The sequence below is a fragment of the Zhenhengia yiwuensis genome (assembly GCF_014384995.1).
GTDB lineage: Bacteria > Bacillota > Clostridia > Lachnospirales > Cellulosilyticaceae > Zhenhengia > Zhenhengia yiwuensis.
Genome location: NZ_JACRSY010000019.1, coordinates 1 through 15,936, shown reverse-complemented (window position 1 = coordinate 15,936; position 15,936 = coordinate 1). Strand labels below are relative to the sequence as shown.

General features: G+C 34.4%; 16 protein-coding genes. 3 read left to right on the top strand and 13 right to left on the bottom strand.

The annotated features are described in order from the left end of the window. Positions 1 to 12: 12 nt before the first annotated feature. The 10 genes from mraY to lgt form a co-directional block, all read right to left on the bottom strand. Positions 13 to 966 carry a phospho-N-acetylmuramoyl-pentapeptide-transferase gene (gene mraY / locus H8718_RS12305; protein ID WP_249333147.1) on the bottom strand — a complete coding sequence of 318 codons (954 nt, stop codon included), beginning with the start codon at positions 964 to 966 and terminating at the stop codon, positions 13 to 15. Next, positions 956 to 2,347 carry a UDP-N-acetylmuramoyl-tripeptide--D-alanyl-D-alanine ligase gene (locus H8718_RS12300; protein WP_249333146.1) on the bottom strand — a complete coding sequence of 464 codons (1,392 nt, stop codon included), beginning with the start codon at positions 2,345 to 2,347 and terminating at the stop codon, positions 956 to 958. Before H8718_RS12300 ends, mraY begins: the two co-directional genes overlap by 11 nt. Further along, positions 2,347 to 3,798, bottom strand: coding sequence for a UDP-N-acetylmuramoyl-L-alanyl-D-glutamate--2,6-diaminopimelate ligase (locus H8718_RS12295; RefSeq protein WP_249333145.1), 1,452 nt, complete (start codon positions 3,796 to 3,798; stop codon positions 2,347 to 2,349). The genes H8718_RS12300 and H8718_RS12295 overlap by 1 nt, the downstream gene beginning before the upstream one ends. Positions 3,799 to 3,872: 74 nt before the next feature. Beyond that, positions 3,873 to 5,768, bottom strand: coding sequence for a penicillin-binding transpeptidase domain-containing protein (locus H8718_RS12290; protein ID WP_249333182.1), 1,896 nt, complete (start codon positions 5,766 to 5,768; stop codon positions 3,873 to 3,875). 125 nt (positions 5,769 to 5,893) lie between these two features. After that, a complete protein-coding gene (locus tag H8718_RS12285; RefSeq protein WP_249333144.1) occupies positions 5,894 to 8,047 on the bottom strand; it encodes a penicillin-binding transpeptidase domain-containing protein in 2,154 nt (717 codons plus the stop codon). Positions 8,048 to 8,058: 11 nt separating this feature from the next. Continuing rightward, positions 8,059 to 8,502: an FtsB/FtsL family cell division protein gene (locus H8718_RS12280; RefSeq protein WP_177669835.1), complete on the bottom strand. Its 444-nt coding sequence runs from the start codon at positions 8,500 to 8,502 to the stop codon at positions 8,059 to 8,061. 33 nt (positions 8,503 to 8,535) lie between these two features. Further along, on the bottom strand, positions 8,536 to 9,471 hold the full coding sequence (rsmH, locus tag H8718_RS12275; RefSeq protein ID WP_249333143.1) for a 16S rRNA (cytosine(1402)-N(4))-methyltransferase RsmH: 936 nt from the start codon (positions 9,469 to 9,471) through the stop codon (positions 8,536 to 8,538). Between the two features lie 12 nt (positions 9,472 to 9,483). After that, complete coding sequence (gene mraZ / locus H8718_RS12270; protein WP_177669831.1) at positions 9,484 to 9,912, bottom strand: division/cell wall cluster transcriptional repressor MraZ; 429 nt, start codon at positions 9,910 to 9,912, stop codon at positions 9,484 to 9,486. A 133-nt stretch (positions 9,913 to 10,045) separates the two neighbouring features. Beyond that, positions 10,046 to 10,207, bottom strand: coding sequence for an aspartyl-phosphate phosphatase Spo0E family protein (locus tag H8718_RS12265; RefSeq protein ID WP_177669829.1), 162 nt, complete (start codon positions 10,205 to 10,207; stop codon positions 10,046 to 10,048). Between the two features lie 80 nt (positions 10,208 to 10,287). Beyond that, on the bottom strand, positions 10,288 to 11,157 hold the full coding sequence (gene lgt / locus H8718_RS12260) for a prolipoprotein diacylglyceryl transferase (RefSeq protein ID WP_177669827.1): 870 nt from the start codon (positions 11,155 to 11,157) through the stop codon (positions 10,288 to 10,290). A gap of 133 nt (positions 11,158 to 11,290) precedes the next feature. Here lgt and H8718_RS12255 point away from each other — a divergent pair, with 133 nt between their 5' ends. Both H8718_RS12255 and ychF read left to right on the top strand, forming a co-directional pair. Continuing rightward, positions 11,291 to 11,467, top strand: coding sequence for a hypothetical protein (locus tag H8718_RS12255; protein ID WP_249333142.1), 177 nt, complete (start codon positions 11,291 to 11,293; stop codon positions 11,465 to 11,467). Between the two features lie 127 nt (positions 11,468 to 11,594). Beyond that, positions 11,595 to 12,689: a redox-regulated ATPase YchF gene (ychF, locus tag H8718_RS12250; protein ID WP_177669823.1), complete on the top strand. Its 1,095-nt coding sequence runs from the start codon at positions 11,595 to 11,597 to the stop codon at positions 12,687 to 12,689. 64 nt (positions 12,690 to 12,753) lie between these two features. On the opposite strand, the gene H8718_RS12245 is transcribed toward ychF, so the two are convergent. Genes H8718_RS12245 through H8718_RS12235 form a run of 3 tightly spaced genes read right to left on the bottom strand, consistent with a single transcriptional unit; the run spans position 12,754 to position 14,424 of the window. Then, on the bottom strand, positions 12,754 to 13,203 hold the full coding sequence (locus H8718_RS12245; RefSeq protein WP_249333141.1) for a GerW family sporulation protein: 450 nt from the start codon (positions 13,201 to 13,203) through the stop codon (positions 12,754 to 12,756). A 1-nt stretch (position 13,204) separates the two neighbouring features. Beyond that, positions 13,205 to 14,119 carry a hypothetical protein gene (locus tag H8718_RS12240; RefSeq protein ID WP_249333140.1) on the bottom strand — a complete coding sequence of 305 codons (915 nt, stop codon included), beginning with the start codon at positions 14,117 to 14,119 and terminating at the stop codon, positions 13,205 to 13,207. An 11-nt stretch (positions 14,120 to 14,130) separates the two neighbouring features. Continuing rightward, on the bottom strand, positions 14,131 to 14,424 hold the full coding sequence (locus tag H8718_RS12235; protein WP_249333139.1) for a hypothetical protein: 294 nt from the start codon (positions 14,422 to 14,424) through the stop codon (positions 14,131 to 14,133). A 180-nt stretch (positions 14,425 to 14,604) separates the two neighbouring features. Between H8718_RS12235 and H8718_RS12230 the strand changes: the two genes are divergently transcribed. Continuing rightward, a complete protein-coding gene (locus tag H8718_RS12230) occupies positions 14,605 to 15,729 on the top strand; it encodes a mechanosensitive ion channel family protein (RefSeq protein ID WP_177669815.1) in 1,125 nt (374 codons plus the stop codon). Positions 15,730 to 15,936: the final 207 nt, after the last annotated feature.

Sequence of the window (15,936 nt, the reverse complement as noted above, 5' to 3'; positions counted from 1 at the left end):
TTTTATATCCCCCTATAATGCTATTAAACCAATGAGACAAAGCATAGCTGTAACAATTGAGAACACTGTCACAACTTTTGTTTCTGGCCAGCCACTTAATTCAAAGTGATGATGAATAGGTGCCATTTTAAAGATACGTTTTTTCGTTCTTTTAAAATAAGCAACCTGAATAATAACAGATAAGTTTTCAATAACATAAATCAGACCCACAATAGGAATAAAAAGTGGCATCTTCATGACAAATGCTGTAGCAACTACAAAACCACCTAGTGCTAAAGAACCTGTATCACCCATAAAAACTTTAGCTGGATACGTATTAAAGAGTAAAAATCCTAGCAAACTACCTACCGCTGCTGCTGCAATAGGTACAACTTCACTCATTCCCATAAAAGCTACTGCTGCAAAAAAAGTTGCAACAAGTACCGTAACACTAGATGCTAGCCCATCTAATCCATCTGTTAAATTTACTGCATTTACTGTAGCAATAACTCCAATGATTAATAATGGCCAATAGAATAAACCAATATCAAATACTTTTCCCTCTGTAAATGGTAGAATAATACTTGTATCTACACCCACATAAGCATAAAGTAAGTAAGCAAAGATTAAAGTCACAATAAGTTGCCCGATAATCTTTTGCATCGGTGTAAGTCCTAATGAACGTTTTTTAACAACTTTAATATAATCATCTAAAAATCCAATTAAACCAAATCCCAAGGTAACAAATAAAATAGTCTGCAAAGACTTATTTCCTGGCATAAAAATTAAGCTTGTTAATGTCATACTTGCTAAAATAATAATACCACCCATTGTAGGGGTTCCTGATTTTTTAAGATGTGAACTTGGTCCATCATCTCTTACATTTTGACCAAATTTAAGTCGTCTTAAAAATGGAATAACGATTGGACTCATTACAATATTTAAACAAAATGCAATAAGTACTGCATAAAATGCCTCATTTTTCATTATCATTCACCTTTCCTATTGCCTTAACAATTTCTTCAAATTGCATACCCCTTGATGCTTTGAGCAAAACTGTATCATTTTCATGAAGAATCTGTGCAAGATCAGTGATAAAAGTTTGTTTATCTGTATAGTAACTTACCTCTAAATTTTTATCTTCACATTGTTTTGCGCCTTTAGCGATATGCTCTGCAAGATCTCCTACAGCATACAATACATCTATTTTTTGCATAGCTGCGTATCTACCTACTTCTTCGTGTAGACTTGGAGCAAAATCACCCATTTCAAACATATCTCCAAGTATAGCTACCTTTCTACCTGGTGCTTTATAGTCTGCTAAGACCTTTAATGCAGCCTTCATAGAGTCAGGGCTTGCATTATAGGTATCATCCATAACGGTTAGTCCTTGTTTTGTTTGTGTTATATTCATACGCATCTTACTTGGTATATATGCCATAAGTCCATCTAAAATATCTTGTTTTGATAAGCCTAGTTGATCTGCAATGGCAATAGCAACTAGACTGTTATAAACCATGTGTATTCCTAATGCAGGAATTGCAATAGGGTAAGTATCTTTTGGTGTTATAATTGTAGCATATGTCATATGCCCTTCAGAATAGACATTTGTACAATAATAATCATTTGTTTCTAATTCACCATAAGTAATGATTGGGTGTTCGCTAGATGTCACTGTTTTTAACAGCTTATCATCTCCATTAACAAATAAAGGTGCACCTTTTTGCAGACCATCTAAAATCTCTAACTTAGCTTTTAAGATTCCTTCTTGGCTACCTAAGTTCTCAATATGAGATGTTCCTACATTCGTAATAACACCCATGTTCGGAGCTGCTGTAACACTTAATCTATGAATTTCATTGAAATGATTCATACCCATTTCAATAACTGTTACTTCATGCCCTTCATCAAGGCCAAACAAAGTAAGTGGTAAGCCTATTTCATTATTAAAATTTCCTTGTGTCTTTAATACATTAAACTTAACACTTAAAACTGCTGCAATCATATCTTTTGTAGAAGTTTTTCCTACACTGCCTGTTACTGCAACAACTGGAATCTGAAAAAGACTACGGTAGTAAGCTGCTAAATCTAACAAAGCTTTTTGTGTACTTGCTACAAAAATATGAATAATATTTTCATCTCTAATGGTTGTTTCTTCTGTCAAAGTAGCAAGTGCCCCTTTTGCTGCTACATCCGGAATAAAATCATGTGCGTTAAAACGTTCTCCTATAAGAGGGACAAATAAAGTGTTAGGCCCTACTTTTCTAGAATCTATCTCAATAGATGTAATTAAGTTATGCCCACTAGAAGGGGGATTTAAACATCGTCCCCCTATAGCTGCAATAATATCTTGTAATACAAGTTTCATTACTGTTCCCCCTGTATAAAATCTCTTACAATCTCCGAATCATCGAAATGGATAATACGATCTTTAAGAATTTGATAATTCTCATGACCTTTTCCTGCAATAAGTACTACATCATCTTTATTTGCACGGGAAAGTGCATGCATAATAGCCTCTTTACGATCTTCCATCTTCACATAATCCACCACATGTCTTTTAACTCCTACTTCTACTTGATCTAAGATAACAAGAGGATCTTCACTTCTAGGATTATCTGATGTAATAATAACTTCATCTGAATACATTGCTGCTACTTCACCCATAATTGGTCGTTTAGTATTATCCCTGTCACCACCACAACCAAATACTGTGATAATACGTCCTTTAGCAAACTGCTTGATTGTTTCAAGTACATTTTCAAGTCCATCTGGTGTATGTGCATAATCTACTAAAACGCTATAACCTTTTGTTGAAATAAAAGACTGTACACGTCCAGGCACACCCTTCACATTTTTCAAAGCATGAAGGATATGGTCCATAGGCAAGCCTAATTGTTTAGCTGCACAAATAACTGCTAACGTATTGTATACTGTAAACTTGCCCGGAATAGGTACTTCCACTTGATACTTTTCTTCTGGTGTTGTAAGCATATAAGTTACACCTTGAGCTGTAATATGAATATCTGAAGCTCTATAATCTGAAGGTGTATCAATACCATAAGTCATGACCTTGCAAGTAGCATCTTCTTTCATAATATGTGCATAAGGGCTATCATGATTGATAATACCGATTTGGCAGAGTTTAAAGAGTTTAGCCTTTGCTTTTGCATAATTATCCATTGTTTTGTGGAAGTCTAAATGATCTTGTGTTAAGTTTGTGAAAATACCTATTTTAAAATCACATCCATCTACACGGTGTAATTCAAATGCATGTGAAGAAACTTCCATAAGACAATGGCTTACCTCTTCTTCGCACATAGTATGAAGAAGTTTTTGTAAATCTGCTGATTCAGGTGTTGTGTGCTGAGATTTTAAAATAGTTGTGCCAATACGATTTTCAATCGTTCCAATAATTCCTATTTTTTGCTTATACGCTTCTAAAATCTGTCCTAACAAAAAGGTAATACTTGTTTTACCATTTGTTCCTGTTATCCCTATTAAATCCAGTTTTAAAGAAGGATGATTATAGAAGTTTGTTGCAAGATTCGCCATAACAATACGTGTATTATTTACGCGTATTACTGTAATCCCCTCTTCTTCTATTGTAACTGGGTCTTCTACAACAACTGTTTTTGCACCATTTTCTATGGCAGCTTTAATATATTTATGGCCATCTACTGTAAATCCTTTAATGGCAATAAAAAGACCATTTACTGTTTTCACACGCGAGTCATATATAATAGAATCTACCTCTTGATTAATTTCACCACAAATCAAGTCGTAGTTTATATCTTTTAGCAACGTTATGAGTTTCATAACAACCTCCCAAGTACTTATTTAACAAATATCGTAGTTATTATATCACGTCTTCAGAGGATAAAAAAGAGAAGTTACTCAGTATAGAGGATAATTTTACTATTTTTATTAATAATCTCTTTAGCTATTGGAAATTGTCTGACTACACTGTTTCCTTCACCCTTAATCTCAACGGTTACACCATTCTCATGGGCCAAGTTTTTTGCCTCTTTAATAGATAAAGTATTAAAGTCTGGCACAATAATTGTCTGTACCTCTTCAAGTTCTTTTTCTTTTTCTGTGTAAACAGGCTCAATTCCTAGATAAGGAAGTGTATTAGACATAATTTCTTTCATAACAGGACCTGCTACAGCCCCCCCATAATAAGTCCCCTTTGGTTCATCAATAAGTACTAATCCTATAACTTGTGGATTTTCAGCCGGTGCAAAGGCCATAAAAGAAGCAATATATTTTCCGGAACCTCTAGGAAGTTTTTGTGAGGTTGCAGTTTTACCTCCAATGCGATATCCCGGTATGTATGTTTTACTACCTGTTCCCTCACTTACAACACTCTCTAGTATTGTTTTGAGCTGCTCACTTGTCTTAGTAGATATAAGCTGTTCACCTTGAGGGTATTCAAAAACTTGTAGACTTTCCCCGTTGTCATCTACAATTTCTTTCCCAAGATGGGGTGTGATGACATGCCCCCCATTAATCATAGCCGATGCAGAAGTCAAAAGTTGAATCGGTGTAATCTGGAAAGACTGTCCAAAAGACATAGTCGCTAGCTCTACCGGCCCTATATTTTTTTCTGCATGCAAAATACCTGTTGCTTCACCTGGAAGGTCAATACCAGTTTTGCTGTTAAATTTAAATTTAATCATATAATCATAAAACTGTTTAGCCCCTAATCGTTCTGCTACATCCATAAAAACAGGGTTACAGGAGTTTTGAACGCCTTGCACAAAAGTTTGATGTCCGTGACTTCTTGGACTTCTCCAGCACTTAATGGTACGTCCTGCTACAACACGTGATCCTCCACAATTAAACTCACTTTCAGGTGTAATCACACCACTTTCAAGTCCCATAGCAGAAGTAAATACTTTAAAAGTAGATCCTGGTTCATAAGTATCATTAATAGTAAAGTTACGCCACATCTGGTTCAAATAGTCTTGCTGCTCCTTATTCGTAAAAGTATACCAAGCTGCTTCAAGTTCTGGATTATTAATAGTAAATGGCTCATTTAGATTAAAAGTAGGTGCATTAGCCATAGCATAGATTTCACCATTCTGAGGATTCATTAAAATAATCGTTCCTCTACTAGCCTGTTTTTCTTCTACAATCTTATCAATAGCCTGCTGTGCATATTGCTGCAAAGTCACATCTAAAGTAGTCACCAAATGGCTACCATTTTGGGGATCTATTCTTACTTCTGCTTCCTCTGTTCTTCTTTCTCCTCTACCATTAGTCTCCATCAAAATCTTACCTGGTGTCCCCTTTAAGTAGGAATCATACTGCACTTCAAGACCTACAATACCTTGATTATCTTTTCCTACAAAACCTATAACCTGAGCTGCCAACTCGTTATAAGGATAATACCTTTTAGAATCCTCATCTACTTTTACGCCTGGCAAGTTCATATTACGAATCTCATCTGCCACTTCTTTATCTACTTTAGTTTTAATACGTTCAAATGCTACGCGCTTAGTTACTTTCTTATAGACATCTTCATAACTCATTTCTAGCTTTTCTGCTAAGATTTTAGATATCATAGCAGGGTCTGTTACCTGAGCATGTACAACACCTATAGTAGATACAGAAGCACTCTTTGCAATAATCTCCCCATTTCGATCATAAATTGTTCCTCTAGTTGGTGATATAAGCCTATCTCTAGTATGTTGTTCAAGTGCCTTCCCTTGCAAGAAACTTCCCATAACAATCTGAACATAACCTAATCGTATAATCATGACTATTGTCATCACTGCAAACATAGCACTTACAAAGACTATACGCTTTTTGATTGCTGTAGGTACTTGTTTTTTTATCACAACAAAAACCTCCCTTTTAAAAATACGTCTTAACTAAATGTATTTTTAAAAGGGAGGCTTTATTCACATTATTGTACGGTTTGTACAAATATTTTATGCCCTTTTTCTATTTTAGTACCTGCTTTAGGGATTTGATGATTAATTTTTTCATCTGTATATCCTTCTAAAGTAAATAAACCTGATGTGGCTTTTTTAGCATCTTCTAAGGATAACCCTATAAGATTAGGTACTTGTACAATGTTTTCAGGATTTTCTGCCTCTAAATAAATTTTAACTGTATTTTCATAAGGAAGTTTAGTACCCGCTGTAGGATATTGATTTACAATTTTATTTCCTACACCAATTACTTCATAGTTAAGGTGTTCTGTTTCTAGTCTTGTTATACCATCTGTTACATCTAGTCCAGTAACACTTGGTACAACTGCCATATTAACAACAGGGGCGTCATTATCTCCTGTTGGCTCAATTCCTAAATAAGGAAGTACATTTTCCATAATTTCTTTAAAAGCCAAACTTTGCGCCTTCGTATCTTCTGGAATCTCATCAAAGAGAATAAGTGCTATAACTTGTGGGTCTTCTAATGGCGCATACCCCATAAAAGAAAGAATATGTTTATCTTGCCCACGTGGAAGTTTTTCAGCTGTACCTGTTTTCCCTCCCACTGTATAACCTGCTACAGCTGCCGGTGCACCTGTACCATAACTCACTACAGCTTCCATATATTCAGAAACCTGTGAAGCCACTTCTTCTGAGAAGATCTGTCTCTTAATCTGAGGTGTATTTTGCATGATAATGTTATTCTGATAGTTAACTACACTGGATACTATGTAAGGCTGCATAAGATTTCCTCCATTAATTAAAGAAGAAAAAGCAGTAATAAGTTGAATAGGTGTAATAGTAAAAGACTGTCCCATTGAACTTGTTGCCTTTTGGACAGGCCCTAACTTATTAAGTTCATGAATCATACCTGTTGCTTCTCCAGGTAAGTCAATCTGTGTAATATCATTGAATCCAAATCTAATAAAGTAATCATAGAAAACTTCATCTGGAATATTTTTACTGATCTCAATCATAGCAGAGTTACAAGAATTCGCTAAAGCCTGTTCTAATGTCTGTATACCATGTCCACCTCGTTTCCAGCACTTAATCGTCTCTGGTCCTACTTTATTAGAACCTGTACAATTATAGAGTGTATCTGGGTTAATATAACCTTCTTCAAGGCCTGCTGCTACTAATAACGGTTTAAAGGTAGACCCAGGTTCATAAGGATTCTGTGTGTTAAAGTTTTTCCATGCTCTATTAAGCGCTAGAGCCTGATCCTCACTCTTTAAACTATCCCATTTTTCTTTTCCCATTTGTTCAGATAAATCTGTATAGTGATTCGGATCATAATAAGGATAAGAATACATGGCATAAATTTCACCAGTTTTAGGATTCATAACAAGTGCAGCTGCATTAAGTGGACTTAGTTCCTTGACATATTTGTTCATTGTCTGTTCTACATACTGTTGAATGACTTCATCTATCGTCAATACAACTGTATGACCATTTTGAGCAGCTGCTACTTCTGTAGTCACAATACTAGATTGTTGCATTCTTGAGAAAATACGGCCTGTCTTACCAAGTAAATACTTGTTATAAGCCTGCTCTACCCCATACTGCCCCTCTGTTTTATTATAAAACCCAATAGCTTGAGCTGCCAAACTTCCTTTGGGATAATTCCGTATAAAGCTTTCCTCAAAGTATACCCCTTGGATCTTTTGCTCTTTTAGCTTAGTCATATCCTCTGCACTAATATCTTTCATGAAGATTTTATAATGAGAGTCTTTATGATTATTTACTAAAGCTGCAATTTCTTCTACAGTTTTACCTGAATACTCAGCTAAAACCTGATAAGTTTTTTGTCTAGGCCCTTCCTTTACCTCTTCTAAAAGAATTTTAGGATCTAGAATAATATGATAAGAAAGGGTGCTTGCTGCAACTGTTTTGTTATTACGATCTACAATCGTCCCTCTTAAAGCTTCTACTTCACGCTCTGTACTCATCATACGCGTACGTACTTCTTTTTCAAATTCTTCACCTTTAACGAATTTGAAATATCCTATACGTCCCACTAAGGTAACAATACAAATGAACATTAAAAACTTTACTACCTGAATACGATTGTTTAAACGTTTCATAGGTTCTATTGATTTGACTTTTTTCTTCTTTTTCGTCGCCATAACCATACCTCTTATTCATTATAACGTGTATAACTCTCCTGCGCTGTTGTAATATACACAACCTGATGTGGCAATGGTTCTGACATATTAAGTTTTTCTTCAGCGACAGTTTGAATATGTTCTAAGTTCAGGTTGGTTGCAATGGTTGCCCTGACGCTATTGATCGTACTTTGTGTTTCCCTAATTTCTGCATTAATAAGCTTTAATTCTCTTTGTTTAATTGCTAAGTTAGATGTAACATGTACAAATGAAAAAGCACCCGCAAATAAAAGTAAGCCACAAGTTGTCATTTTTAAACCAAAGATAATATCTTCTTTTGATCGTTTCTTTGGTTTAGGTCTCTTAAGTGGTGTAAAATCAGGCTTTTCATTTGGAACACCATATGGCATATATGGATATTTAGGTGCTTCACTGCCGTATTGATAATCATATCTTTTGTATGAATGGTCGGCCATCTCTTTCCCTCCTGAACAACATTTACGTTATTTTTATATCTTTTCTATAATTCTTAATTTTGCACTTCTTGCGCGAGGGTTAAATTCTAGTTCTTCTTTAGATGGTAATATAGGTTTTCTTGTTACTACTTTTACCTGTGGACTATTCCCACATACACATACTGGAATATTTTTTGGACATGTACATGGATCTTCTAACTCTCTAAATGTGTGTTTAACAATACGGTCCTCTATAGAATGGAATGTAATAATGCAAAGTCTTCCACCTTTTTTAAGATAAGGCACCGCATCTAAAATAGTAGGTCTAATAATATCAAGTTCCTTATTTACTTCTATGCGAATAGCCTGGAAAGTTCTTTTAGCTGGATGTGGACCTTCTTTTCTTGCTTTATAAGGAATGGCGCTTTTAATAATTTCTACAAGTTCATATGTTGTTTCAACAGGCTTTGTAGCACGAGATTCCACAATAAAAGTTGCAATACGTTTTGCCCACTTTTCTTCCCCATAAGATTTAATTACCCTAAAAAGTTCTTCTTCGCTATACTCATTGACTACATCATAAGCAGAAAAAGTTGCTTCCTGATTCATACGCATATCCAGTGGTGCATCATGCATATAAGAAAATCCTCTAGAAGGTTCATCTAACTGATGCGAAGACACCCCAAGGTCAATGAGCATACCATCTACACCTTCTGCTGCATATTCCTTTAAAATTTCTCCTACATTAGAAAAGTTATTATGCACAAGTGTTACTTCAGGTGCAACTTCTGCTAGCCTTTCTTTAGATACTTTAAGTGCATTTGTATCTTGATCAATGCCTATAAAGTGTCCTTTTTTAGAAAGCCTTTTACATACTTCCTTTGCATGTCCAGCTCCACCTAATGTGCCATCTGCATAAGTTCCATCTGGCTTAATGGCTAAACCTTCTATACATTCTTCTAATAATACTGATACGTGTTTAAATTCCATAATCATTCACCTCTATATTCCTAATGATTCCATTTGTTCCGCTAAAGCATTTGCATCAAAAGCATCTTCATTATAGGCATCCCACTTATTGCTGCTCCATACTTCTACTCTGTTACCCATCCCTATAAATACTATGTCTTTTTCTATACTGGAATATACTTTCAAATGACTTGGAATAAGAATTCTTCCCTGCTTATCAGGTGTACATTCTACAGCCCCCGCTAAGAAAAAACGTACAAATTTACGGGCATTTATATTGGTTAAAGGTAGCTCTTTAAGTTTTTGTTCAAAGCTTATCCATTCATCTTGTGGGTAAATAAACAAACAGCCATCTAAACCCTTTGTCAGAACAAAGCATGCTCCAAGTTGCTCACGATACTTAGCTGGTACAATAACCCGGCTTTTTTCATCTAGGCTATGCTGGTATTCACCAATGAACATGCTCCACTTCTCCCCCTTTTTACCCCACTTCAAACCACTTTTAACCACTTTCTTCTATTCTATTGCTTTATGGCAGACTTTTCAAGTAAAAATTGAGTAAAAGAAAAAAAACTAGTACATTGCTGTACTAGTTTTAAGCGCTATATTCTTTATAATATTGTACAATTAATTCATCTAGTTCTGTGCTTATAGTGTATAATTCTCGCATATGATCCGTGTAGTCGTTGCTGTTTTCTACAAGACTATTTAGACGTATTTGTAAATCTACAATACGCCTCTTGGTTGTTGTATTCATATCAATCCCTCCACTATATATACTACTTTTCTCTCTATATTTTTATTATAGTATAATATTTGGAAGAAATCAACACAAATTTACATTTTTTTGAATTTAATAGCCTTTGGATTAGATTTTCGACACCATATAAAACCAATAATTCCAGCAATAATTGAAAATACTGCTACAATCTGTGAAGCTGCAATATTAATTCCTGGTACAACAAGTTGATCTGTTCTAAGTCCTTCTATCCAAAATCTCCCTATACCATATCCAGCTATATAAAGGAAAAAAATCTCTCCTGAATATTTTTTATACTTCCTATAAATAAGAAGTAAGACAAGTAGTACAATGTTCCAACAAGATTCATAAAAGAAAGTTGGATGTACCTGTATGAACTCAATACCATTACGCATAATACTATGATCTAACATATTTTGTGTAACAGGTGTAGAAGCTTCTGCTCTTACAATTTGCATAGCAAATAGATTATTTGTATAATCTCCGAAGGCTTCTTTGTTCACAAAATTGCCATAACGTCCTATAGCTTGCCCTACTAAAAGTCCATAGGCTGCAACATCTCCAAACTGCCATAAATTAATTTTACGTCTACGTGTATAGAAAATAGCTACAATGAGCGATGCAATAATAGCACCATAAATAGCAATACCACCTTGCCTTAGATTAAAAATTTGTGAAAGATTTTCACTATAATAATCCCAGTTAAAAGCAACAAAATAGGCTCTAGCACCAAGGATAGCAAAAACAATGTCATAAAGTAAAAAGTCGAAGATATCATCTGTAGACATGCCTTCCTTTTTACCAATATACATAGCAATAAGTAAACCTAGTAGAATACCACTAGTTAGAATAATACCATACCAGTAAATAGGAATACCAAAAATTTCAAAAGCAATAGGTTCTATATGGAAAGATAAATTCAAATGTGGAAAATAAATGTTTGGCATAAAATTCCTCCTTTGTTTTATTTTAAATTATATTCCTTAATCCAGGTGGTGTAAACAGATGAGCTGCATATTTTTCGTATTTTACCCTATACTATATAAAGAATGTATTTTCATTTTATTAGGAGGGATCTACATGAGTACATCTAAACGCCATTATCGTGTTGCAGAACGTAATAAAGAACTTGAACAAGAAGAATGCGTACTTACTCAATCAAGCTTCCAGCAACTCACCTTTTTAGGGCTATGTGTATATATTCTTTCTCTTATAATTAGCATAAGCTTAGGCTATTTAATAGGAAAAAATCATTAATTTCGCCAAAAACTGCAGATTCTTGCAGTTTTTTTCTTATAATCGCCATTGCAACCATCCTACATATCCTATATAATTTAAAATTAGTGTAACGCACATATGTGTCATAATAGAAAGGATGAAATAAATGAAACTAGGGATTGTAGGATTACCAAACGTAGGTAAAAGTACGTTATTTAATGCCTTAACCAAAGCTGGAGCTGAATCTGCAAACTACCCATTCTGTACAATTGAACCAAACGTTGGGGTTGTTGCTGTGCCTGATAAAAGATTAGACGTTTTAAAGGAAATGTATCAATCAGAAAAAATCTTACCTGCTGCTGTTGAGTTTGTAGATATTGCAGGTCTTATTAAAGGTGCAAGTAAAGGAGAAGGGCTTGGTAATCAATTCTTATCTCATATTCGTGAAGTAGATGCTATCGTTCAAGTTGTAAGATGCTTTGAAAATGACAATATTATTCACGTTGACAAAACCGTTGATCCACTTCGTGATATCGAAACAATTAACTTAGAGCTTATTTTTTCTGATATGGAAGTTCTTGAGCGTCGTATTGCCAAAACTAAAAAAACAGCTAAAAATGATAAAGCACTTGCAGCTGAAGTTGTTGTTTTAGAAAAAATTTACGAAACACTTGAGTCTGGTAAACCAGCACGTATGCTTCTTGGTGAAAGCGAAGAACAAGATGCTTTAATCCAAACACTTGGTCTTATTAGTGCTAAACCAGTTCTCTACGCAGCAAACGTATCTGAAGATGATCTTGTATCTGGTGAAGACAATGACTACGTAAAACGTGTAAGAGCTTTCTCAGCCGAAGAAGGTTCTGAAACATTCGTTATCTGTGCTCAAATCGAGCAAGAACTTGCTGATCTTGATGAAGAAGAAAAAGCAGTTTTCTTAGAAGACTTAGGTATCCATAATACAGGTTTCGACTTACTTATCGCAGCAAGCTACAAACTTCTTGGTTTAATCAGTTACTTAACTGCAGGACCTAAAGAAGTACGTGCTTGGACAATTACAGAAGGCACAAAAGCACCTGGTGCCGCTGGTAAAATTCACTCTGACTTTGAACGCGGATTTATTCGTGCTGAAATCGTTAACTTTAATGATCTAGTAGCATGTGGTTCATACAATGCTGCACGTGAAAAAGGTCTTGTACGCCTTGAAGGTAAAGAATACGTTGTCAAAGACGGCGATATTATTTTATTCAGATTTAACGTATAACAACTTTACTCCACAAAATAAAAGCACCCTTAAATAATAGGGTGCTTTTATTCATTTATTAACTTTATGAGTTCTTATTTCTCATCTGATGATAATCTTCTTCTGCTCCTACTGTCTCTTCTTTATGAGTAAACTTAGCAATTACATCTGGTAAATTAGAGATAAGACCTGGTACCATATCAATTAATTTATTTAAGCTATCTTGACCTTTTGTACTAATAAGCTGTGTTGTCCCATTTTGAATAACAAGCATAGCACTTGGTGTGATTCTAGCGCCTAAACCACCTGCTCCCTTATCTGAATTGCCATCTATATTCTTTTCTTTATCTTTATTACGTTCTTGCAACTTAGAAGCCGCAGCAGATCCAGCAGCCACTCCAAAACTCACATCTACAAGAGGGACTAAGATTGTATCACCTATATGTATAGGCTCTCCTACTACTGTTTTCGTATTAATAAAATTTTCAAGCTGACCTAATAGAACTTCTAAATTATTGTTGAGTTTTGATTCCATATTACTCATCCTTTCCTATTTTCATTAGTAATTTAATATAATTTCTTACTTCTTTATGTGTCACAAATATAATAAGAGGTTTAATAAATTTATAGAGGTTCGTTTTACCAAATAACTTTATATCACCTTTAAATGTAGCTTTTTCAAAATCTCCTACAACATTACCATACGGTGCATAAAAAGGATATAATGCCATAAGTTTTGCAAGCCACATGCCTGTTTCAGCAGGATCATCCAACCCAAAAATAAGATTAAAACTTATTCCTTTAGGACGTATAGCATGCCATAAGTCTTTGAGTAAGGCTTTGCAAAAACGAATAAAAGGACCACGATTTTCATCTTCCCAGATAAATTTAATGGTCTCTATCCAGTTTATTTCAGTACGTGAATGATTTGATGCTTTATTCTGCTTTTTAGAAGCTGTGTGTTTTTCTTCATGCCTTCTAACCTGTTCACTTTTACCTTGAGTTCTGCTCTCTAATTTTTCCACAGAAGAACTCACTTGAATCTTTTTACTTTCATCTGTATGAGTTGCCCGAGTGGATTTAGGCTGTTGCTGTCCTCTTTTATTTTTAGTAATAGCTTCTACTTCTTCCTGTGTTTCCTTCGTAACAACTTTTTGTGTCTTCTCTAATTTTTCTTCTACCTGCTCTTTAGCTTCTTCAAAAGATATTTCTTTAATAGTTCTTCTACAAAACCGAATCTTAATACTATTATTTGTTTTACAATCATATACAATACTTATAAGATGAAATATTTTAAACTGCATAGAGTAAGCTATTATCTCATACTTCTCGGCTCTTAGTCTATATTCAAGAGGTACAAAAAGAAGTACTAACAATAGGCAAAAAGCTACTCCAATGAGAATGCCTAGCAGTATTAATATTATCTTTAGTATCAGCCATAATATAGTCATTATACACCTCTTTATTTGGCTTCAAGCATTTCATAAGTTAAGGTTTTAGTATTATAAATCCCGTCAATAAGTTCTACAACATAGTCAATTAGCCAGGTTTTATCCTTACTCAACCCTAATGCATAACTTTCTTCATGCTTGCATGTCAGCTGATCACACGTTATAATTTCAAATAGATTTTGAGAATGAGGACATGTACAAAGTACATAAAGATCTTTGGGACCTCTATTTTTTCGAATACGTACATAGTGCCATTTGCTATGATGTAAATTCTGATCTATTTTTAAATATTTAGAGGTTTTCATTTCTATTCTCCTTAATTTTAAAAGGTAGCTAATGGGTTTACGTATACTTTTTAGCATATTATAGAAAATATTATAGCATACTCACTTATCTTTTGACTACATCCTAGTCCTCACATTATAGGCTTACTTCTATAAGTTGTATCCAAAATCAATATAATTATCCCAGAAAGGACATATTTTATGAACTTATCAGATTTACTTAAAGTTTCAGCCGGCTATCGTTTCTATATCCAACTGGGACTTGCACTTTTTACTTTTATCTTTTTTATTATCCTCAGCAAAACATTACGTAAGGCTACACTAAAGTTTTTTGGACACTTTAGTAATAAAATTCCTAACTTTTTAGATGAACTTACCACTGCACTTTCTAAACCTTTAGATTATTGGTGGATTTTAACAGGATTATACGTGGGACTTTTAATTTCTCCTTTTGTATACTATCCACACTTTAAACAAAGTGAACTCATTATTAATGAAAATCTCGTGATCAACCTTGCTCTTATTCCTTACTCCTTTGTAAATCTAGGCTATACAGTATGCTTTATCCTACTTCTTACATGGGGTGCTTATAATTGTGTAGATATTTATGAACAAATTCTTGTTAATATTGGCTCCAAATTTACCTTATTGGATCATAGCCTTCTGATTCGTTTTACCTCACGTATTATTAAGCTTATGATTATTATCATTGGCAGTGCTTTAATCATTGTCCAATTTGATATTAATATTGCGGGTATTTTCACCGGTGTAGGTTTAGGAGGGGTTGCCTTCACTTTTGTAGCCAAAGATACTCTTACCAATATTATGAGTGGCGTCGTACTTATGATTGATAGGCCTTTTACAATCGGTGATTGGATTGAATGTGGTTCTATTGAGGGGATTATAGAAGATGTGAGTTTTAGAAGTACACGTATTCGTACTTTTGAGCAAGGACTTGTCATCGTACCTAATGCGACTTTATCTAATGACAACATTCTCAACTGGTCCACTATGCCTAAAAGACGTGCAAAATTTACACTAGGTGTTACCTATGATACTTCCAAAGAACAACTTGAAAACTTTATTACTCAAATCAAAGAAACTCTAGAGCAAATGGAGGAAATCGAAAAAAATACTTATCTCGTTTACTTTAAAGATTTCGGCGATTATTCATTAAACATTGAAATTATGTACTATACTTTCCAAACTGGTTTAAAAGATTATACAGCTCTTAAAGAAGTTATTAACTTAAAAATTATGGATTTAGCAAGCCAACTTCATGTAGAGATGGCGTTCCCAACGCAAACCATCAAAATGCAACCTTAAATAACATCGTGTATTGAAAAAAATGGCAACCCTCATATTAATGAAGTGATGTGACCCCAATAAGTTAGACTTTATAGCGTAGTAGCGTTTGGGCATGGTATGATAAAGTAGACACAAAGTTAAGATAAAATAGTGAAAGGTGGTCTACTTATGAGAAGAAGTTATGATAAACAGTTTAAAATTGCTGCAGTGAAATTAGTTCTTGAA